15 protein-coding genes and 1 pseudogene are annotated in these 19,131 nt (G+C 73.2%); 9 read left to right on the top strand and 7 right to left on the bottom strand.

The annotated features are described in order from the left end of the window. Positions 1 to 197: 197 nt before the first annotated feature. Entirely contained in the window at positions 198 to 2,450 is a 2,253-nt protein-coding gene (locus ACIQG9_RS14655; RefSeq protein WP_400402445.1) for a hypothetical protein, read from the top strand. Here ACIQG9_RS14655 and ACIQG9_RS14650 read toward each other — a convergent pair. Next, positions 2,393 to 3,922, bottom strand: coding sequence for a hypothetical protein (locus ACIQG9_RS14650; RefSeq protein ID WP_400401843.1), 1,530 nt, complete (start codon positions 3,920 to 3,922; stop codon positions 2,393 to 2,395). The two genes, ACIQG9_RS14655 and ACIQG9_RS14650, sit on opposite strands and share 58 nt — an antisense overlap. A 226-nt stretch (positions 3,923 to 4,148) precedes the next feature. Here ACIQG9_RS14650 and ACIQG9_RS14645 point away from each other — a divergent pair, with 226 nt between their 5' ends. The 5 genes from ACIQG9_RS14645 (at position 4,149) to ACIQG9_RS14625 (ending at position 9,427) form a co-directional block, all read left to right on the top strand. Further along, positions 4,149 to 4,592 carry a DUF4913 domain-containing protein gene (locus tag ACIQG9_RS14645; RefSeq protein WP_400401840.1) on the top strand — a complete coding sequence of 148 codons (444 nt, stop codon included), beginning with the start codon at positions 4,149 to 4,151 and terminating at the stop codon, positions 4,590 to 4,592. Positions 4,593 to 4,720: 128 nt separating this feature from the next. Next, on the top strand, positions 4,721 to 5,374 hold the full coding sequence (locus ACIQG9_RS14640; protein ID WP_400401837.1) for a hypothetical protein: 654 nt from the start codon (positions 4,721 to 4,723) through the stop codon (positions 5,372 to 5,374). 425 nt (positions 5,375 to 5,799) lie between these two features. Next, the gene (locus tag ACIQG9_RS14635) at positions 5,800 to 7,479 is read left to right on the top strand and encodes an extracellular solute-binding protein (protein ID WP_400401835.1); all 1,680 of its coding nucleotides are present in this window, start codon (positions 5,800 to 5,802) and stop codon (positions 7,477 to 7,479) included. After that, on the top strand, positions 7,476 to 8,507 hold the full coding sequence (locus ACIQG9_RS14630; RefSeq protein ID WP_400401832.1) for an ABC transporter permease: 1,032 nt from the start codon (positions 7,476 to 7,478) through the stop codon (positions 8,505 to 8,507). Before ACIQG9_RS14635 ends, ACIQG9_RS14630 begins: the two co-directional genes overlap by 4 nt. After that, a complete protein-coding gene (locus ACIQG9_RS14625; protein WP_400401829.1) occupies positions 8,504 to 9,427 on the top strand; it encodes a carbohydrate ABC transporter permease in 924 nt (307 codons plus the stop codon). Before ACIQG9_RS14630 ends, ACIQG9_RS14625 begins: the two co-directional genes overlap by 4 nt. Before the next feature lie 102 nt (positions 9,428 to 9,529). Here the strand turns inward: ACIQG9_RS14625 and ACIQG9_RS14620 are convergent, their stop codons facing one another. After that, entirely contained in the window at positions 9,530 to 9,856 is a 327-nt protein-coding gene (locus ACIQG9_RS14620; protein ID WP_400402443.1) for a cellulose binding domain-containing protein, read from the bottom strand. Between the two features lie 114 nt (positions 9,857 to 9,970). Continuing rightward, positions 9,971 to 11,032, bottom strand: a pseudogene (locus ACIQG9_RS14615) (PQQ-dependent sugar dehydrogenase); the annotation flags it as partial. A gap of 252 nt (positions 11,033 to 11,284) precedes the next feature. On the opposite strand from ACIQG9_RS14615, the gene ACIQG9_RS14610 reads away from it, so the two are divergent. Next, entirely contained in the window at positions 11,285 to 11,836 is a 552-nt protein-coding gene (locus ACIQG9_RS14610) for a dihydrofolate reductase family protein (RefSeq protein WP_400401826.1), read from the top strand. On the opposite strand, the gene ACIQG9_RS14605 is transcribed toward ACIQG9_RS14610, so the two are convergent. After that, positions 11,826 to 14,882, bottom strand: coding sequence for a BTAD domain-containing putative transcriptional regulator (locus tag ACIQG9_RS14605; protein WP_400401823.1), 3,057 nt, complete (start codon positions 14,880 to 14,882; stop codon positions 11,826 to 11,828). The two genes, ACIQG9_RS14610 and ACIQG9_RS14605, sit on opposite strands and share 11 nt — an antisense overlap. Before the next feature lie 68 nt (positions 14,883 to 14,950). Here ACIQG9_RS14605 and ACIQG9_RS14600 point away from each other — a divergent pair, with 68 nt between their 5' ends. Then, on the top strand, positions 14,951 to 15,727 hold the full coding sequence (locus ACIQG9_RS14600; RefSeq protein ID WP_400401820.1) for an alpha/beta fold hydrolase: 777 nt from the start codon (positions 14,951 to 14,953) through the stop codon (positions 15,725 to 15,727). Positions 15,728 to 15,736: 9 nt separating this feature from the next. Here ACIQG9_RS14600 and ACIQG9_RS14595 read toward each other — a convergent pair whose 3' ends face one another. Both ACIQG9_RS14595 and ACIQG9_RS14590 read right to left on the bottom strand, forming a co-directional pair. Beyond that, positions 15,737 to 16,177 carry a DUF4395 domain-containing protein gene (locus ACIQG9_RS14595; RefSeq protein WP_400401817.1) on the bottom strand — a complete coding sequence of 147 codons (441 nt, stop codon included), beginning with the start codon at positions 16,175 to 16,177 and terminating at the stop codon, positions 15,737 to 15,739. 149 nt (positions 16,178 to 16,326) lie between these two features. Beyond that, positions 16,327 to 16,782 carry a TlpA family protein disulfide reductase gene (locus tag ACIQG9_RS14590; protein ID WP_400401814.1) on the bottom strand — a complete coding sequence of 152 codons (456 nt, stop codon included), beginning with the start codon at positions 16,780 to 16,782 and terminating at the stop codon, positions 16,327 to 16,329. Between the two features lie 234 nt (positions 16,783 to 17,016). On the opposite strand from ACIQG9_RS14590, the gene ACIQG9_RS14585 reads away from it, so the two are divergent. After that, positions 17,017 to 18,033, top strand: a complete 1,017-nt coding sequence (locus ACIQG9_RS14585; protein ID WP_400401811.1) for an ice-binding family protein — start codon at positions 17,017 to 17,019, stop codon at positions 18,031 to 18,033. Positions 18,034 to 18,234: 201 nt separating this feature from the next. Here ACIQG9_RS14585 and ACIQG9_RS14580 read toward each other — a convergent pair whose 3' ends face one another. Beyond that, on the bottom strand, positions 18,235 to 19,065 hold the full coding sequence (locus ACIQG9_RS14580) for an alpha/beta fold hydrolase (protein ID WP_400401808.1): 831 nt from the start codon (positions 19,063 to 19,065) through the stop codon (positions 18,235 to 18,237). Positions 19,066 to 19,131: the final 66 nt, after the last annotated feature.

The following is a 19,131-nucleotide window of genomic DNA, read 5'->3' as shown; positions in this document are numbered from 1 at the left end:
TCGTTCAAATCAATCTGAACCAGAATTCCATGATCCTCGTCGTGGGGTCAGCCGAGGGTACCGGCACCCGATGGTGGGGCGACCTCCTCGGGACGACCAGCGGGGCGTGATCCGGCGACGGAACGACCCGCGTGGTCGTCCACCACGGACAGTGGTGCCGATCGATCGGTGGGCCGGGCGGGCACGTACCGGTGGAGATGGGGGCGGGGGCGGTGGTGACCGGGCTCAGGCAGTCCGCCGGGGCGGTGAACGGCAACGGCATCGACCGGGTGCCGGCGACCCGACGCTTCGATCCCCGCCGGCACCGGCGGATCGCCGGCCTGTTCGACCTCTGGCTGGCACCCGGCCCGGCGGGTCGGCTGGTGGTACCGACCGATCCGGACCGGCCGCTCGACGCGCGGGCGGTCGCCGGTCTGGTCCGCCGCGCCGGGGACGCCGCGGCGGACGTCCGGATCCTCGCCGACGACGGGGCCCGGCACCTGGACCTCTTCACCGAGGTGGCCGGGCTGCTCGGGCACGACGTGCTGATCAGCCCGGAGGGCGCCGACATCCGGCACGCCACCGGCCGGCCGACGGGGACGGTTCCCGGGGACACCACCGGGGACGGCCCGCTGCACGCGGTGCCACTGCACCGGGTGACCCGCCAGCCGATGGACTGGCTGGTGCTCCAACCGCCGGATCTCGCCACCCCGCTGCCCGGCTGGTTCGCGATGGACGACGGACTGGTCCGGCCCCGTACCGGGGTGGTGGGCCTGCCGCTCCCGGACGGCCTCGCCCTCGCCACCCGGGCGGACTTCGTGACCAGGCGGGCCACCGCGCACCGGCTCGGCGTCACCTCGGAGGGACTGGTCACCGTCGCGGTCACCGCCCGGTCCGGGGGATTCCTGGTCGGGAACTACAGCGGCACCCAGCAGGTCCACCGGGGCGGGCAGCTCGCCGCCCTGCTCGGCGACCTTCCCCTCTACGGCGCCGACCTGCGACTCTGGCTGACCTGGCCGTCCGACCCCGACGAGCAGGCCGCGCTCGTCGCGCAGGCCGTCGAGCTGGCCGAGACGACCGGGGCCACGGTGTGGACGCCACCACCGGGCGGACGCGCCGAGCTGGTCGACGACCAGCGCGACCTGCGCGCGCTCGATCCGGCCGGCACGGTCGCGCCGTGGCAGGCCCACCGGCCCCGGTACGCCGCCGGCCCGGCGACCCTCGACGCGACCGCCGACGGCCGGCTGGTGTCCCGGCTGACCCGCCAACGGATCGTGGTGGCGTCCGCCGCCCCCGGCGGCACGGTCACCGGCCCGGCCCCGGCCGACGTCACCTCGACACCGCACCGGGCCGACGCCATCTCGACACCGGACCGGGTCGACACCACCTCGACACCGGACCGGGTCGACACCCGATCACCGGCAGCGGACCGGGTCGACACCGCACCGTCGACACCGGACGCCGCCGCCGGCACCACGTCGGCGGCGGACCGGGTGGGCCTCGGCGCGGCGACGGCTCCGCCCTCGGCACCGGCAGCCGACCCGGCGGTGGCGGTGCTGGTCCCGCCCCTCCCACGGCCCGCGCTGGTCACCGAGAACCGCCGCGCGCCGGGCTACGGCCCGCCGTGGCTGCGCCGGGGGCAGCAGGTCAACGTCGAGGAGTTCGAGGCGTTCGTGCTCACCTCGGGCGACCTCGCGCGGACGGTCGCCGACGGCGTGCCCGGCACCGAGCTGTTCCTGGCCGCCTTCCTCGACCCCCGCTCGGCGCCGACCGGCAGCGACCTGCTGCGGGTCCGGATCGGGCCGGGCGGGGCGATCCCGATGGCGGTGCTCCGCGCACACGTCCCCGCCCGCTTCAAGTACCTCCTGGGCACGCCCGACACCTACCTGCTGCCGGCGGCCCGGCTGGACCGGGTACGTGTGCGGGGCGGCTTCCGGGCCGAGGGCTTCGGCCGGCTCCTGCCCTGCGTGGACGCGGACGGCGAACCACTGCGGATCAGGTCCGCGCCGGCCGCCCGGTCGGTGGCCGGACTGCCGAACGACGTCCGCCGCTGGCCGGGGTTCGGCACCCGGAAGGCGTACGCCCTGCTGCCGGCGAGGTCACGGGGGCTGCCCCGGCGCTGGCTGCCGCTCTACCGGCAACGGCCCGAGGTACGGCCCGGCCGGCTGCTGGTGGAGGTGCGGGTGCCCCGGGGCCGTACCGTCGACGTCGCCGCCACCGACGCCATGTTGTCCGGGTTGACCCTGGTGCAGACCCGGGTGCAACGGCTGCACCGCGCCGGGGTGGAGCTGATCCTCGGCAGCCGCTCGTACGACCGGGTCCGGGTGCAGCGCGCGTACCGGGTCCAGGCCGGGGTGTGGCAGCGGCTCCCGAACGTCACGTCCGGGCCGCTGCCGGTCGCGGTCGGCGGGCTTCAGACCGGCCGGCCCGTTCGGACCGCCGACTCCGGCGCGTCCACCGGACCCACCTGAACCGACCACCGGCCGCCGGGCACCGGACCGAGCACCACCGGCACGCGGCGTCCCCCGGTCGTCGTGGCGAGGCGGCGCGCGCCGACCATCGAAGCGGCGGGCAGGCCGGCGGTGAACACCACGTACGGTTCCACCGGGTCCTCCCCCGGTGCCGGCGGCGCCGGCAGTTCCGGCAGCGGCCGACAGCCGTCGGGGGCGTCCGCGCCGAGCGCGCCGCCCACCTCGGCCACGCCGATCCCGGCGGCGCGCAGCCCCCGGGCGTACCGGACGGCCGTTCGCCGGCAGTCCTCGGGGTCGCCGACGAGGGTGAGCACGTCCGGAGCCCGGCCCAGGTCGACGTGCAGCCGCCAGGGCCCCTTGCGTCCCAGCACCAGCGGCAGGGTGGCCGGCGGCACGGGCTCGTCCGGGCCGAGCCAGGCGTACGCGGGGGCACCGCGTCCCGCCGCCACCCCGACCAGCCGGACCTGGATCGGCCCGAGTTCGGTGTCCAGTTCGGTGCTCAGGTACGGGACCTCGTCCCCGGCCGGCACCGCCGGCCTGGGCACCTCCCGCGCCGGCTGCGGCCCGACCGGCGCATCCGTGCGGCCGGCGGCCGGCGGTGCCGTCGGTGCCGTCCCCGGTACGCCGGCCAGAGCGGGCGGGGGCGGTGCCGGCGTCGGCGAAGCGGGTGCCGGCCTCGGCCGACCGGGGGCCGGCGTCGGCGGAGCGGGTGACGGGGGCGGCGGAGCGGGCGACGGAGGCGGCGGAGCGGGTGACGGGGGCGGCGGAGCGGTCGCGTCACCCGCCTCGGGTCCGGCGGTGGGTTCGGCGGGGGTCGGGGTGTGGTGCCGCTGCGGCGGCCACGGGCCGTCGTCCTCCAGCGCCAGCCGCCGCCCCCCGCCCCGCCGGAGCAGGACGACTGCCCCGATGGCGAACAGCACCGCCAGCGCACCGGCGCCGCCCCGGATCAGCAGGGGGTCGACGGGACCGGTCCGGTCGGTGTTCCCGGGCGGTGGGGCGACCGCCCGGGTCGCCCGTTCGGCAGGGATGGCGTCCGGGCTGGTCGGGGCCGCCGAGGTAGGTGCCGCGGTGCGGGGAGCCGGGCTGGACCGGGTGGGGCTGGGCGTCGGCGTGCTCGGACCCGGTGGTCGTGGCGTCCGCGCGCCGGTCGTCGGCAACCGGCCGATCCGTACCCCCTGGCCCTTCGCGTCCCTGGGCAGCACGAGCAGCCAGCCGGGCCGGAGCACCAGCCCGTCGGTGAACGTCTCACCGTCGGGCTGCGTCCTGCCCTCGTTGAGCTGGACGATCTCCCGGAACCGGTTGCCGTTGCCGAGGGTACGCAGCGCGATGGCGTAGAGGTACTCCCGCTGCCCGTCGACCGGCGGGCCGACCACGTAGTACCGGCCGGTCTCGGCGGGTGCCGCCCGCGCCGGCCCGGCCGGTACCAACAGCGCCATCCCGGCCAGCAGCACCGCCGCCAAGGCTCGCCGCATCACCACCATCGCCCTCCACACCCCCGGTCCTCCCCATCCTCCCGTCCCGGCCCCCTTCTACGAACCGGGGTGCCGGCGGTTCAACGCGGGCAGGACCGGCGCCCTGCCGAGGCGAGCACGCCACCGGTCATTCGCCGAAAAAGGATGGCAGGTCGGTGAACCGGGACGGTCCCGCATCCGTCGGGGCGGGAACAGTCGGCATGCGGAGCCGGATCGGAGCAGCACCATGACGCAGGTCGTGCAGGAGGCCGAACGTACGGTCACCGGTTCGCCAGGGGCTTCGTCGCAGTCGGGGCCGCCCGGCGGCCAGGAGTCCGGAAAACCGTTCTTCATCCTGTATCTCAGTGGCCGCGACTACCAGGAGGAATTGGATGAGCTGACCACGTGGGTGAACAATCTTCTGGTCCCGGTGTACGGCCGTGAGGTGACCTCCGGTTCTCCGTGGTGTCCGGAATGGTCGCAGCACCCGGAGGCGGTCGCCCAGTTCCATGGACTGTGGCTGGCCTGGCAGGAAAACACCGGGCCGAAGGCCCCCCTGTCGGGTCCGGCGCTGTGGCATCGGGACTTTCTCGCTCCGGTCATGCAGTCGCTCCGTGACCCGTCCGGCCCGTTCGCGGGGTGCCGGCGGGGATCCCACCGGGAGCAGGAGGTCCCGTACATCGATGACTGATGGCCCTTGTCGTGCGCCGTCCGCACGAGACGCCGACAACCGGGCGCAGATCCCGCCCGGCTACGCGGTCGGGCTGCCGACGCATCCGTTGACCGAGCAAGGAATCGTTCCAGCAGAAGGGGAGATCAGTGCCAGAATACGATCTTGAGTCGCAGCAGGCGCCACCGGCCCGGGACCTGTCGAAGTGGTTGAAGGATTCACTCTCCGGGCTGGGCAAGAGATCCCATCCGGATGCCGACAGCGTGATCGCGGATCTCAGCGCCATCTCCACCACCATCACCACCTTCGGGTCCTCGATCAACAGTTACGCGTTCCAGAACGAGAAGGCGCAGCTAGGCATCGAGATCACCAACGCCGTCACCTCGTTGGGAACGACGGCAGCCGAAGGCATCCGGTCCTACCAGACCGGGGAGGTGAAGAATCCCTACTACATCGCGGCCAACGTCGCGAGCTTTGCGATCTCGGTCGGCCGGACGGCCGTCGACCTGGCGATGGAGGAAGGCAACAACAAGGAGACCGCCAAGTTCGCCATCGACGTGGCGCAGATGGCGACCCAGATCGCCAAGTGGGGAACCAAGCCGTCGGCCAAGAAGGCCAAGGGCATGGAATACGACGGGTTGGCCGCGGAGGTGAGCACGCTCCGGGCCGAAGTGGAGTCGGCCAGGTCGGCGATCGGGGCATCGACCAGCTCGGTGCGTACCTTCCGGTCCGCCCCGGCCGCCGGGGTGGGGCACTACCAGGCGCTTCCGGAGCAGAGCACGACGCGGCGGCGGAGCCGCTAGAAGGGTGAAGTCCTCGCGCGCTCGTTGACCTTCGAGGTCCGGCGGGGACCCGACCGGTCACGGAAACAGCCCTTGGCTGATGGCCTTCCTGTCCAGGGAAGACCATCAACAGCCAAGGGCTGTTCTGGTGACCGGCTCGGCACAGGGGGACCCCCGAATCGGGCACGACGGGTGGGCCGCCGCCGACCGAGGGCCGGTCGGCACCGCGCTGGAGCGCCGGAGCGCCTGTCGACGGCCGCGGACGTCGAGCGTCCGGCGTGGAGCCTTCTGGTGGCCAGGGCAACCCCTCGGGACGCCGTTCCGTCCGGGGCATCGATCCCTCTTGTAGGAGCCTCCCGCCGTCCATTAGTTTGTTTAGTATCCAGACCAACTAGTTCACCCAGCGTGCGACTCCTCTCTAGACAGCCCTTCTCGAAGGGGGACCGATGACACCCCAGAATCCCGGCGCGAAAGCCTCGCGCCGGCACTTCCTCGGCCTGGTGGGCCTGGGCACGGCGGCCGCCGCCGGCGGGCCACTGCTCGCCGGATGCAGCGAGAAGCCGGCCGGCACCGGCGCCGCGCAGAACCTCGACAAGCTCGCGAACCTGTTGCCGACGCACAAGGACCTGGCCCAGAGCATCAAGCCGGACGTCCTCGGCACGCGTCCCGTGCCCGACGGTTACACCACATACCCCGGCACGCTCGTCGACGCGATCACCGAACGGCCGGGCACCAGCGGCAAGCAGATCACCGCGATGACCCCGGCGTGGGGTCCGGCCCCACCCGGGATCGCCCAGAGCGCCTACCTCCAGGCGGTGAACGCGGAGCTGGGCACGCCGGTCAACTTCACCATCCAGGACGGCAACACCTATGCCGACAAGCTCAACGCCATGCTCGGCGCGCGGGACGTCCCCGACCTGCTGTGCATCCCGGGCTGGGAGGTGGAGAAGATCCCGCGCTTCTCCGAGGCCATCAAGGTCCTCTTCGAGGACCTGACCGACCACCTCCGGGGCGACGCGGTCAACGCCTACCCGATGCTGGCCACGTTCCCGACCGGGTCCTGGCGCAACGCGATCTGGAACGAGCGGTTGGCGGCCGTGCCCAACCCCACCGACGGGCCGTTCCCGTACGCGCTGTTCAGCCGCAAGGACCTGCTGGACGCGCGTAGCCTGGCCACCCCCACCTCGCTCGACGAGTTGCTGACCATCGGCAGGCAGGTCACCGACCCGGCCAAGAACGTCTGGGCGTTCAGCGACATCTTCGCCATGATCCAGATGTACCACAAGGTGCCCGGCTCCAAGGGCGGGTGGCGGCTGAAGTCCGACGGCACGCCCGAGTTCAAGTACGAGACCCCGGAGTTCCGGCAGGCACTGGAGGTGATGGCCAAGATCTACCGGGACGGCCTGGTGCATCCGGACCTCGTCGCCAGCAAGGGCGCGGACTCCGTCCAACTGTTCGCCAAGAACGGCGCCATCGTCTTCACCCAGAACGGCGTCGGCTTCTGGCAGGGCGCCCAGGCCGAGCACCAGAAGGTCAACCCCAGCCTCAACATCCAGCCGGTGCCCGTCTTCTCCGCCACCGGCGGTGACCCCCTGGTGTGGGGTGACGACGAACCGATCTCCTACACCTTCGTCAAGAAGGGCCTCGGCAAGGACCGGGTCGAGGAGCTGCTGCGGATCATCAACTGGTGCTCCGCGCCGCTGGGCTCCCAGGAGGCGCAGCTACGGGACTACGGGGTCGAGGGCAAGCACCACACCAGGACGCCGAACGGCCCGGTCAAGACCGACCTGGCGTTCAAGGAGATCGCGAACCAGTACTTCTTCATCAGCGGCCGCAACCCCACGATCGGGCCGTTCCCGGACACCCCCAACTTCGTGCGGGACGCCGTGGCGTACTCCAACGAGATGGTCAAGCACCTGGAAAAGGACCCCTGGGACGGGCTGAAGCTGGAGATGCCGGCCACGTACAAGGCCAACCAGGTGCCGACGGAGGACAAGTTCACCGACGTCCTGCGGGGGCGTCGCCCGCTGTCCGACCTGGACAGCATCGTGCAGGAGTGGAAGGCCAACGGAGGCGACGAGGCGAGGCAACTGCTCGCCACGGCGCTGTCCGAGGCTGGGCGATGAGTTCACCCGAGACAACCGTCGCGGCCGGGTCCCCACGGACCCGGCCCGGCGGGTCGACACCACCGGCCGGCACCGCCCGCCCGCCCGGCCGGCGCGGACGCCCGCCGCTGCGGGCCCGGCTGCGGCGCGACTGGCAACTGCTGGCCATGGTGGCGCCGGGCTTCGTGATCCTGCTGATCTTCAGCTACGTACCGATCCTCGGCAACGTCATCGCCTTCCAGGACTACAACCCGTACCTGGGCGGCGACCCGCTGGAGGCGTTCCTGCACAGCAACTGGATCGGGTTCGGCCAGTTCCAGCTCCTCTTCGAGGACCCGGCGTTCTGGGACGCGTTCCGCAACACCCTCGCGATCACCGCGTTCCAGCTCGTCTTCTTCTTCCCCGTGCCGGTCGTCCTGGCGATCATGCTGCACAACCTGCTCTCCAGCAGACTGCGCGGCTTCATCCAGACCGTCGTGTACCTGCCGCACTTCTTCAGCTGGGTGCTGGTGGTCAGCTTCTTCGTCGCCATGCTCGGTGGTGCCGGCCTGCTGTCGCAGACCATGCGCGAGGCGGGGCTCGAACCGTGGAACGTGATGACCAACCCGGACACGTTCATCCTCCTGGTGACCGCCGAGGCGGTCTGGAAGGACGTCGGCTGGGGCACCATCGTCTTCCTCGCCGCGCTGTCGACCATCGACCAGAACCTCTACGAGGCGGCCGCCGCCGACGGCGCCGGGCGATGGCGACGGCTGTGGCACATCACCCTGCCCGGCCTGCGCCCGGTGATCGTGCTGCTGCTCATCCTGCGCCTGGGTGACGCGCTCTCGGTCGGCTTCGAGCAGTTCCTCCTGCAACGCGATGCCGTGGGCCGGCAGGCCTCCGAGGTCCTCGACACCTTCGTCTACCACTTCTCCATCGCCACCGGTAACTACGGCTACGGTGCCGCGGCCGGGCTGTTCAAGGCCGCGGTCGGGCTCTGCCTGATCCTGGCCGCCAACCGAGTCGCGCACCTGCTCGGCGAACGAGGGATCTACTCACAGTCATGACCGAGACCGTCGTGGTGAAGCCGCGCCCGGGGCGCAACCGCCGACCGGTGTGGGAGGAGCAGCCGACCGCGGTCGGCCAGGGCGTCAAGGCCGTCCTGCTCACCCTGCTGGTGCTCAGTGTGCTGTTCCCGCTCTGGGTGATCCTGGTGACCAGCCTGTCCTCGCGCGAGACCCTCGCCCAGGCCGGCGGCATCGTCGTCATCCCCAGGGGGATCGACACGTCGGCCTACGAGACCATCTTCGCCGGCGGCGCCGTCACCCGGGCGCTGTGGATCAGCACGCTGGTCACGGTCATCGGCACCGCGGTGGCGCTGACCGTCACCGTCCTCGCCGCGTACGGCCTGTCCCGACCCGGCTCACTCGGGTACCGGTGGCTGCTCGCCTACTTCCTGATCCCCTTCCTGGTCTACCCGCCGCTGGTGCCGAAGTATCTGGTGGTCACCGGCCTGGGCCTCAAGGACACCATCTGGGCGCTCGTCCTGCCGCCCGCGATCAGCGTCTTCAACCTGGTCGTCGTCCGTGGCTTCTTCCAGGGCATCCCCGCCGAACTCCTGGACAGCGCCCGGATCGACGGGGCCAACGACTTCCGTACCCTGACCCGCATCGTCCTGCCGCTGGCCAGAGCGGTCATCGCCGTCGTCGGCCTGTTCTACGCGGTCAGCTACTGGAACGTCTGGTTCGACGCGCTGCTGTTCATCGACCGCAACGACATGTACCCGATCCAGCGGGTGTTGCAGAGCTATCTGCTGGCCGGTCAGGCGCCACACACCGCGGGCGGGACCGCGGGGGTCAACATGCCGCCCACCGAGGCGATCAAGATGGCCGTGGTCGTCCTCACCGTCGCGCCCATCGTCGCCGTCTACCCCTTCATCCAGCGGCACTTCGTCAAGGGCGTACTCATCGGAGCCGTCAAGGGCTGATCCCTGCCCCCGCTCGGCACCCAGCCGGTGCCGGTCCGCCACGGCGGTGGCGGGCCGGCACCGGTCCGCGGCAGGCCATCGTGAGCCGGCCGCCCGACGCCGTCAGTCCAGGGGTTGGGCCGACTGGGCCACCTGGCATCCGGCCCCGTTGAGCTGGAATCCGTCGGGACGCGGGTTGCTCGTGCCGTAGCTGGCCTGGAAGCCGAAGCTCACCGTGCCACCCTGCGGCAGGTTGCCGTTCCAGGCGACGTTGCGGGCGGTGACGTTGACGCCGGTCTGGGTCACCTGCGCGTTCCAGGCACTGGTGATCCGCTGGTCGGCGCCGAACGACCAGGTCAACGCCCAGCCGGTCAGGGCCGGCCCACGGTTGGTGATCCGCACGTCCGCGGTGAACCCGCCGCTCCACTGGTTGGGGGTCCAGGAGACCAGGCACGAGGTCGGCGGTGCCGTGGTGGGCGGGGCGGTCGTGGGCGGTGCCGTGGTGGGCGGGGTGGTGGTGGGCGGTGCCGTGGTGGGCGGTGCCGTCGTGGGCTGGGGCGTCGAACCGTCGCGCGGCGGGAAGCGCAGGATGCGGTCGTCGGCCGCCGCCGGGGACCCACGCCCGTCGCGGTTGCTGGTGGTGACCCAGAGCCAGCCGTCCGGGCCGTACTCGACGGTGCGCAGGCGTCCGTACGTCCCGACCAGTTCGGCCACCGGGGTGCCCACCCCGCCGGCGCCGTCGAGCGGTACGTTCCACAGTCGGCTGCCGCGAAGGGCGGCCACGAAGAGCCGGTTGCCGGCGATCGCCGCGCCGCTCGGGGACGCCTGGGCGGTCGCCCAGACGATCAGCGGATCACGGAACCGGGGGTCGTTGCCCCGACCCTCGACCGTCGGCCAGCCGTAGTTGCCGCCGGCGACGATGAGGTTGACCTCGTCCCAGGTGTTCTGCCCGAACTCGCTGGCGTAGAGCCGCCCCTGGGCGTCCCAGGTCAGCCCCTGCACGTTGCGGTGTCCGAGGCTGTAGACCAGGGATCCGGCGGACGGGTTGTCCGGCGGGACCGAACCGTCCGGCCGGATCCGCAGGATCTTGCCGTTGCGGCTCTGCGGATTCTGCGCGTTGGCCGTCTGTCCCGCGTCGCCGACCCCGGCGTACAGCATGCCGTCCGGCCCGAAGGCGATCCGGCCACCGTTGTGGATGGAGGCCCGGGCCAGGCCGGTGAGAATCGGCTCCTGGTTCTGTGGGGCGGTGAGCCGGAACCGGACGATCCGGTTGTCCGTGGCGGTGGTGAGGTAGACGTAGACGTAGCCGTCCTGGACGTAGCCCGGGGAGACCGCGAGGCCGAGCAGGCCCCCCTCGCCGTCCGGGGTCACGCCGGAGATCTGTGCCACCGGCTCGGGGGTCTGGCCGGGACGTACCCGAACCACCTGGGCGGAGTTGCGCAGCGCCACCAGGGCGCTGCCGTCCGGCAGGAAGTCCATCCCCCAGGGCACCTGGAGGCCGCTGGCGACCACCTGCGGACTGGTGAAGTCGAAGTCACCGACGGCCTGGGCGGCGACCGGAGCGGGACCGGCCGGTACGGCGCCGGCGAGCGCCACGGTGCCGGCACCGGTCGCCGCGACCCCCATCACGACCGCGGCCACGAGCATCGAACGGACTCTCACGGCGAACACCTCCACCTCATTCAACGAATATCGTCAATATAACCCATAGTGAGCGAAGGGGTGGCCACTGCTCTTCGTCGGCTCGCCAGGGGCTGGGCAACGCGCCGAAGCCGACGACCGCCTGCGGTCGCACAAGCGCACCTGAAGGAAACCGTAAGCGGGGCCTGGCAATGTCCGTGGTGCAACGACAGCGACCGGCGAATTCAGGAGTGCACCATGCGCAGGATCATCAACTCGACCTACCTCGCCCTCGACGGCGTCATCGAGAACCCGGCGTGGACCATGCCGTACTTCGACGACGAGGCCGCCGCCTTCGCCGGCATGCAGACCGACGCGGCCGACGCGCTGCTGATGGGCCGGCACACCTACGACGGCTTCGCCGCCGCCTGGCCGACCCGGGACGAGAACGACCCGACCACCGGCGCGGCCTACTTCAACAACGTCAAGAAGTACGTCGCCTCGACCACCCTGACCGACCCGGAGTGGAACAACACCGAGGTGTTGCAGGGCGACCTGATCGAGGAGGTCAACAAGCTGAAGGCCCGCGACGGCAAGGACATCCTGATGTACGGCTACGGCGTGGTCACCCACGCCCTGGTCCGGGCCGGGCTGGTGGACGAGGTCCGGTTCTGGATCCACCCGGTGCTCCAGGGCGGCCCCTCGGTCAGCGCCCCGCTGGGCGAACTCCCGACGACGCTCGCCCTGGTCGACACCAAGGTGACGAAGAGCGGCGTGATCATCGCGTCCTACCGGCCGGTCACCGCGTAGCGAGGCCCGACTCGACCTGGGCCCGGGCCTCCCCCGGGTCCAGGTCGTGCCCGGCCCGGTACATGGTGGCGAACTCCGCAGCGCCGAGCGCCGCCTCGCACCACGCGGCCGCCCGGTCGATCTCGTCGCGCTCCCCCGGCGTGGCCGGCACCCGCGCGGCGGTCCGCGCCGCCGCCGCCGCACCGAGGAGCCGGGCCGCCACCGCCGGCTCCGGTACGGCCGAGGCCAGCCCCGCCAACGCCGCGACCGCGTCGCGCGGGGCGCCGATCGCCACGGCGACGTCGAACGCGCGGGCGTGCAACGTCAGCGCCCGCGCCCGGTCACGGTCCGCGACGGCGTACCCCAGTTCGATCAGCACCATCGGCAGGAACAGCGCGTCGTCGCCGCCCACCTCGACCAGGTGTTCCAGGTGTGCCACGGCGACGTCGCGCTGGCCGGCACGGCGGGCGGCGATACCGAGGCTCAGCTCGGCGAAGACCTGCGCGGTGGGGGAATTCTGCTCGACGGCCAGCCGGTGGGCGCGGCCGGCCAACTCGCGCGCCTGCCGGTAGTCGCGGGTCTGCACCGCGATCCAGGCCAGCCAGGACAGTTTGCTGCCGACCTCGGGCCACAACGCCAACTCCTGCGCCCAGCGCAGACCCTCGCGGTGCAGGCCGGCGGCCCGCTCGTACTCGCCGGTCAGCTCGGCCAGCCCGCCGACCCAGTCGGTGGCCTGCAACCGGCCCCACGCGTCGCCCAGGTCGGCGAAGAGGGCGGCGGCCCGCGCGCCCTCCCGCTCCAGCGCGATGAGATCACTCGCGGCGTGGGCGAGCATGGCGCGGGTCACGCACACCGCCGCCTCCACCCACGGGTCGTCGGCACCGGCGGTCCGCGCCCGGGCCAGCAGCTCCGCTGCCCACGTCAGCTCGCTGCGGTCGACGAGCGCCGCCGCCACGAACCAGGTGACCCGGCCGTCGGCGTACCCCGCCAGGGCCGCCTCGATCTCGGCCGGTGGGACCGGGTCGCCCTGCAACAGCGCGAACCCGGCCCGCCACCCGGCGGCCCGGGCGCGGGCCGCGGCGTCACCGTCGAGCGCCAGCGCCCGCCGGGCCTCGGTGAGCCGGCCGCGCAGGAACCAGTACCAGGTGAGGGCGTTGGCCAGCCGCAGTCCGGCGCCGTACGTGAGCGCAGCCCGCAGGTTGCCGGCCTCCGCGTCGAGCCGGGTCAGCCACTGCCGCTGGTGGGGACCGCGCAGCAGCGGATCGGCCTGCTCGGCGAGCCCGGTGTAGTAGGCCGCGTGCCGGGCCCGGACCGGGTCGGCGTCGGCGAGGCGGTCCAGGGCGAACGCGGCGACCGACTCCAGCAGCCGGTAGCGCGGGGCGGCACCGGACTCGTCCAGCACCACCAGCGACCGGTCGACGAGCCGGGCCAGTACGTCCACGGTGGCGTCGCAGACCATCTCGGCCGCCTCCAGCGTGCAGCCGTCGCTGTGCACGGCCAGCCGGGCGAGCACCGCCCGTTCCTCGTCGGCCAGCAGGTCCCAGCTCCAGCCGATCACCGCGGTCAGCGTGCGCTGCCGCTCCGGCACGTCCCGCTGGCCGGTGCTGAGCAGCCGGAACCGGTCGTCCAGCCGCTCGACCACCCCGGCGAGGCCGAGCGCGCGGACCCGGGTCGCGGCCAGTTCCAGGGCGAGCGGCAGCCCGTCCAGCCGGCGGCAGAGCTGCGCGACGTCCGGTCCGGTCCGCTCGTCCAGGCGGAAGCTGCGCTGCTGGGCGGCGGCCCGGGCGGCGAAGAGCCGGGCCGCCGCCGACCGCCGGACCGCGTCCAGGTCCCGCCCGTCGGCGGGCACCGGCAGCGGTGGCACCTCCCACAGCAGCTCTCCGGCCAGCCCGAGCGGCTCCCGGCTGGTCGCCAGCACGGTGAGGTCGGCGGCCTCGCGCAGCAGCCGGCCGACCAGCGCGGCGGCCGGCTCGATCACGTGCTCGCAGTTGTCCAGCAGCAGCAGCATCCGCCGGTGCCGCAGCAGGGCGACGAGCTGGTCGTCCGGGGCCACCCCCGCGCCGGTGGTCTCCCGCGCGTCGAGGGCGGCCAGCACCAGCTCGGCGACGGCGGTCCCACCGGGCCGCAGCGCGGTCAGCTCGACCAGGTGCACGCCGTCCGGGTAGGACTGTTCACGGGCGACCTCGGTGGCGAGCCGGGTCTTGCCGATCCCACCCGGGCCGGTCAGCGTGACCAGTCGCCGCCGCGGCACCAGCGTACGCAGTTCGGCCAGCGCCTCCGCCCGGCCGACCAGCTCGTCGAGCCGGGCGGGCAGGCTGTTGCGGATCAGCGCGGCGTTCGGCGGGCGGCTCAGGCCGGCGTCCTGCTCCAGGATCCGCCGGTGCAGCGCGACCAGCTCCGGCCCGGGGTCCAGGCCCAGCTCGTCGGCGAGTCGCCGACGCAGGTCCGCGTAGCTGTCCAGCGCCTCGGCCTGCCGGCCGGCCGCGTACAGGGCGCGTAGCTGCAACGCGCGCAGGCTCTCGCGCAGCGGGTGCCGTGCCACCAGCTCGGCCAGCTCCGTGGCGACGAGCGCGTGCTCGCCCCGGGCGAGCCGGGCGTCGGCCAGCTTCTCCAGCACCACCAGCCGGGCCTCGGCGAGGCGGGTGGCCTCGGCGCGGACCCACTCCGCGTCGGCGACGTCCGCGTACGGCTCACCGCGCCACAGCCGCAGCGCCTCGGTGAGGCTCGCCGCGTCGGGTGCGGCGGCGAGTTCGGTGAACCGGTCCGCGTCGACGGCGTCGGTGCGCAGCGCGTACCCCGGTGGGCGGGACTCGACCAGGTCCCGCGCCCCCGGCTCGGCGTCGTTGAGGGCCTTGCGTAGCTGCGACACGCGCACCTGCAACGCGGCGGCGGCGTTGGCGGGCGGGTCGTCGCCCCACAGGTCGTCGATCAGCCGGTCCGTCGCCACCACCCGGTTCCGGTGGGCGAGCAGGTCGGCGAGGAGGGCACGGACCTTGACGCCCGGGACGGTGACGGGCTCGCCGGCGTCGGTGCTGACGGCGAGTGGCCCGAGGACGCCGAATCGCATGCGCGTCACCCTACAAGCGGTAAGCGCACCGGAAGGGATCCGTAAGGGTCGCGGCGCACGGTGCTGCCATGAGCTACGCACCCGTCAACGGCCTGTCCCTCTACTACGAGTCGCACGGCGTCGCGGCCGGCCGTCCGGTGGTGCTGATCCACGGCGCGCTCTCCGGCATCGGCACGTCGTTCGGCACGATCCTGCCGCTGCTGGCGCAGCACCGCCCGGTCATCGCGGTCGAACTCCAGGCCCACGGCCACACGCCGGACGTCGACCGTCCGCTCACCGTCGACGCCCTCGCCGCCGACGTCGTCGGGCTGCTCGACCACCTGGGCGTGGCGGTCGCGGACGTGTTCGGCTGGAGCATGGGTGCGGCGGTGGCGCTGCGGCTGGGCACCGACCACGCGGCGCGGGTCGGCCGGCTCGTGCTCGCCTCGGTGACGTTCCACCCGGGTGGGCTGCACCCGGGTCTGCTGGACGGCATCGGGGACCTGGAACCCGAACATCTGCACGGCTCGGAGTTGCACGAGGCGTACCTGCGTACCGCGCCCGACCCGGCGGGCTGGCCGGCGCTGGTCGCCAAGGTCAGGCGCCTGGACGCCGATCTGCCGCAGTGGCCGGCGTCGGCCATCCGGGCCCTCGCCGCCCCGACGATGATCGTGCTCGCCGACTCCGACATCGTCCGGCCCGAACACGCGGTGGAGATGTTCCGGCTGCTCGGTGGTGGGGTGGCCGGTGACCTGGTCGGCCTGCCCGGGTGCCGGCTGGCGGTCCTGCCCGGCACGACCCACGGCACGGTGCCGCAGCGGGCGCACTGGCTGGCCCCGATGGTCGACGAGTTCCTCGACGCCTGAACCGGGCAGTCAGGACAGGCCGGTCGGCACCCGGGCGGCCATCGGCCGGCCGGCCAGCCGGCGCAGGGCGAGGTATCCGGCACAGCCGAGGCAGAGGTCGAAGGCCGCGTTGAGGAACGCCGCGGCCAGCGCCGCGCCGGTCGCGGCGAGCCCGACCACCGGTACGCCGGCGAGCTGGCCGACCGCCGCGACCACCACGAAGACCAGCCCGACGAGCTGCGCGAAGCGCACCGGCGCGGCGGGTTCGAGTTCGGTGGGCGGGGCGATCCGGGGCGCGACGACGGCCCGGTAGAGCAGGCCGTAGGGGCCGAGGCGGGGGTTGGCCGCGGTCACCGCGAAGACCACCGCCTGCGCGATCAGCAGCACGGGCGATCCGGTGACGAGGGCGGCGGCGAGGACGACGGTGGTGACGGCGGCGGCGAATCGCGGCGCACGGGGGTCGAGCAGCATGGGGGTTCCGTTCAACGCGGGCGACGCCGGTGCCCCGGGGACGGGGCCGGCGCGGGTGGGCGGGGTTCAGGCGGCCGGGGCCGGCGGACAGAGGCTCGCCGACAACCGGCCGTGGTCCACGGTCCGCCTGCGGGTCAACGCGGCGCCGGTCACCGGGTGGCCCCGACGAGCAGCGGCCGGAGCGCGGCGACCAGCTCGTCCCGGTCCGGCACGCCGGTGGCGCGCTGGACGACCCGGCCGGTGGTGTCCACCACCAGCACCGTCGGGGTGCGCCAGACGGCCAGCTCGCGGACGGCGTCGAGGTGCCGCTCGGCGTCGACCTCCCGCAGGTGGACCCCGTCGACCCGGGCCTCGACGTCGGCCAGGACGCGGCGGGTGGCCCGGCAGGGCGCGCAGCGGGCCGACGAGAACTGCACCAGGGTGACGACTCCGGTGCGGACGCCCAGCGCGGCGAGGGCCGGCGGCGGGGCGGTGTCGGGGCCGGCGGGCGCGCCGGCGGTCGGGCGGATCCGGCCGTCGCGGCGCTGCCACCACCAGCCGAGGGCGGTGGCGAGGGCGAGCACGCCGACGAGCACCAGCAGGCCGGTCGTGGTCGAGTGCCGCACGGCGCAAGCCTTTCACAGTCGCGGGTGGGCGGCGTCCGCCGTCTGGATGATCCGCACCACGTGCACCTGCGGGTACGCCACCTCGGCCGGCCCGTGGCCACCCCACATCTAACCGTTATGCAAACTTTATAGCCCTAAGTGTGTCAAAGTCCGATTACGCACCTCCGAATCCGGTGCGGTCTCCCACGCCGCTCTGCCGGCGTCCGGCGGGATGCATTCGCGAAAGGGCACACCGTGACAGTCAACCCATTGCGCCGCCTTCGACGCGCCGCACTGTCGGCACTGGCGGCCACCACCGCCTGCGCCGCAGCCGTCGCCGTACTGATCGTCAGTGGCACCGGCGCGAGCGCCGCCGAGGCACCGGTCAACCTGGGAACGGCGGCGAACTTCTCCGTGCTGGCCGGTTCCACCGTCACCAACACCGGCCCCAGCTTCCTGGGACAGAGCCTCGGCGTCTCCCCCGGCAACACCGCGCCCGGCTTCCCGCCGGGGATCGTCGGCGGTGAGACCCACCTCGGCGACGCCGTCGCCCTACAGGCCAAGAACGACCTGACCACCGCGTACAACGACGCCGCCGGACGGACCCCGTTCACCAGCCTCCCCGCCGAACTCGGCGGCACCACCCTCACGCCCGGGGTCTACCGGATCGGCGCCGCGCAGCTCACCGGGCAGCTCATCCTCAACAGTCAGGGCGACCCGGCGGCGGTGTTCATCTTCCAGATCGACTCGACCCTGACCACGGCCTCGAACAGCAGCGTCGTGTTCATCAACGGCAGCTCACCCTGCAACGTCTACTGGCAGGTCGGCAGCTCGGCGACGATCGGCACCGGCACCCGGTTCATGGGCAACATCCTGGCCCAGGCCTCGATCACCATGACCACCGGCGCCACCCTCCAGGGTCGTGCGCTGGCCGAGACCGGCGCGGTCACCCTCGACACCAACACCATCACCGAACCTGTCTGCCTCCAGCCGACCGGCACCCCGACGGGCACCCCCACCAGCACCCCCACCAGCACTCCGACCGGCCAGCCGACCGGTACTCCGACCGGCCAGCCCACGGGCACTCCGACCGGCCAGCCCACGGGCCGCCCGACCGGCCGACCCACCCACACCCACAGCGAGCTGCCGGTCACCGGCGGCAGCGGCGGCGGTGGGCTGGTTCCCGTGCTGACCGGAGTCGGCAGCATCGCCGTGGCCACCGGCGCGGCCCTGCTGATGCTCCTCTACCGACGCCGGATGTCCGGATCCTGAGCAGTGGGCCCGGCGGCCGGGTGACCGGCCGCCGGAGCCCACCCCGTCGACCGACCGGGTCGGCGGTGCTGGTCGAGTGCCCCGTGTCTCTCGACCAGCACCGCCGGCCCGGTCGGTTCCGACGGGTGGCAGCCGCCGCCGGTGAGTTCGCCGACCTGCGCGCGCAGGTGGCGGCCGGGCTGCCCGCCTGACTGCCGACGGCTACCCGGCGAGAACCTTGCGCAGCCGGTCGGCGAAGACCGCCGGATCGTCGACGAAGCCGATGTGCCCGCCGGGGAACAGCGTGGGCGTGGTCCCCAGCGCGCTGGCCAGCGCGTGGGAGGTGCGCTCGCAGATCTCCCCGGTCGACTCCTCGCCGAGGCCGACCACCACCCGGGTCGGCCCGGCACGCAGCGCCGCCACGTCGGGCCGGAAGCGGGTCGTCCCACGGATCATGTGGACGTACTGGAAGCGCTCGTCGGCGGCGGCCTGCGGGTCGGGCTCACCGCCGAACATGCCCACCACCATCTCCTCCGGCAGCCGGATGTTGGCGAGGGCGAGGAACTTGCGCCCCGCGCCCAGCCGGTCCCCGGCGAGATAGGTCCCGATCATGTCGTCCTCCCGGGCGAAGAGGTCGTCCCGGTCGTCGAGGAGGCCGAGCAGCGGTGGCTCGTGGGCGACCACGGTGTGCGCCCACTCGGGGTGCGCCTCGGCGAGGGCCAGCACGGTTACCGCGCCGCCGCTGGAGCCGAGCACGGCCGCCGGGCCGGCGTCGAGGTGGGCGAGCAGCCGGGCCAGGTCGTCGGCCCGCAGCTCGGGCGTGGAGTCCTGCTTTGGGTCGTGCAGCCGGCTGCGGAGGATGCCGCGCGGATCGGTGGTGAGCACGGTGTGGTCGACGGCCAGCAGATCGGCCAGCGGCGCGAAGGCCCGGGCGTCCATCGGGGCGGCCACCAACGCCACCACCGGGCCCTGCCCCCGTACCTCGTAGTGGAGGGTGCCGTCCGGCACCTCCAGGGTGGCGGTGCTGACCGGCGTGGTGGGTGTGCTGCTCATTCGGGTCCTCCGGGTCGTGGCGCATTGGCGCGTACACGATGCAGACTGCCGGCGTGGGGCAGAATC

Source organism: Micromonospora sp. NPDC092111 (assembly GCF_044755745.1).
Lineage (GTDB): Bacteria > Actinomycetota > Actinomycetes > Mycobacteriales > Micromonosporaceae > Micromonospora.
Note: the sequence above shows the minus strand (reverse complement) of the source record. Positions and strands in the feature narration are given on the sequence as shown.

What these genes read in the sequence shown, in the direction of transcription:
- ACIQG9_RS14630 (WP_400401832.1), top strand. Translation starts at nt 7,476, where the DNA reads ATGAGTTCACCCGAGACAACCGTCGCGGCCGGGTCCCCACGGACCCGG.
- ACIQG9_RS14625 (WP_400401829.1), top strand. Translation starts at nt 8,504, where the DNA reads ATGACCGAGACCGTCGTGGTGAAGCCGCGCCCGGGGCGCAACCGCCGA.
- ACIQG9_RS14650 (WP_400401843.1), bottom strand. Translation starts at nt 3,922, where the DNA reads ATGCGGCGAGCCTTGGCGGCGGTGCTGCTGGCCGGGATGGCGCTGTTG.
- ACIQG9_RS14600 (WP_400401820.1), top strand. Translation starts at nt 14,951, where the DNA reads ATGAGCTACGCACCCGTCAACGGCCTGTCCCTCTACTACGAGTCGCAC.
- ACIQG9_RS14635 (WP_400401835.1), top strand. Translation starts at nt 5,800, where the DNA reads ATGACACCCCAGAATCCCGGCGCGAAAGCCTCGCGCCGGCACTTCCTC.
- ACIQG9_RS14580 (WP_400401808.1), bottom strand. Translation starts at nt 19,065, where the DNA reads ATGAGCAGCACACCCACCACGCCGGTCAGCACCGCCACCCTGGAGGTG.
- ACIQG9_RS14655 (WP_400402445.1), top strand. Translation starts at nt 198, where the DNA reads ATGGGGGCGGGGGCGGTGGTGACCGGGCTCAGGCAGTCCGCCGGGGCG.
- ACIQG9_RS14610 (WP_400401826.1), top strand. Translation starts at nt 11,285, where the DNA reads ATGCGCAGGATCATCAACTCGACCTACCTCGCCCTCGACGGCGTCATC.
- ACIQG9_RS14595 (WP_400401817.1), bottom strand. Translation starts at nt 16,177, where the DNA reads ATGCTGCTCGACCCCCGTGCGCCGCGATTCGCCGCCGCCGTCACCACC.
- ACIQG9_RS14605 (WP_400401823.1), bottom strand. Translation starts at nt 14,882, where the DNA reads ATGCGATTCGGCGTCCTCGGGCCACTCGCCGTCAGCACCGACGCCGGC.
- ACIQG9_RS14645 (WP_400401840.1), top strand. Translation starts at nt 4,149, where the DNA reads ATGACGCAGGTCGTGCAGGAGGCCGAACGTACGGTCACCGGTTCGCCA.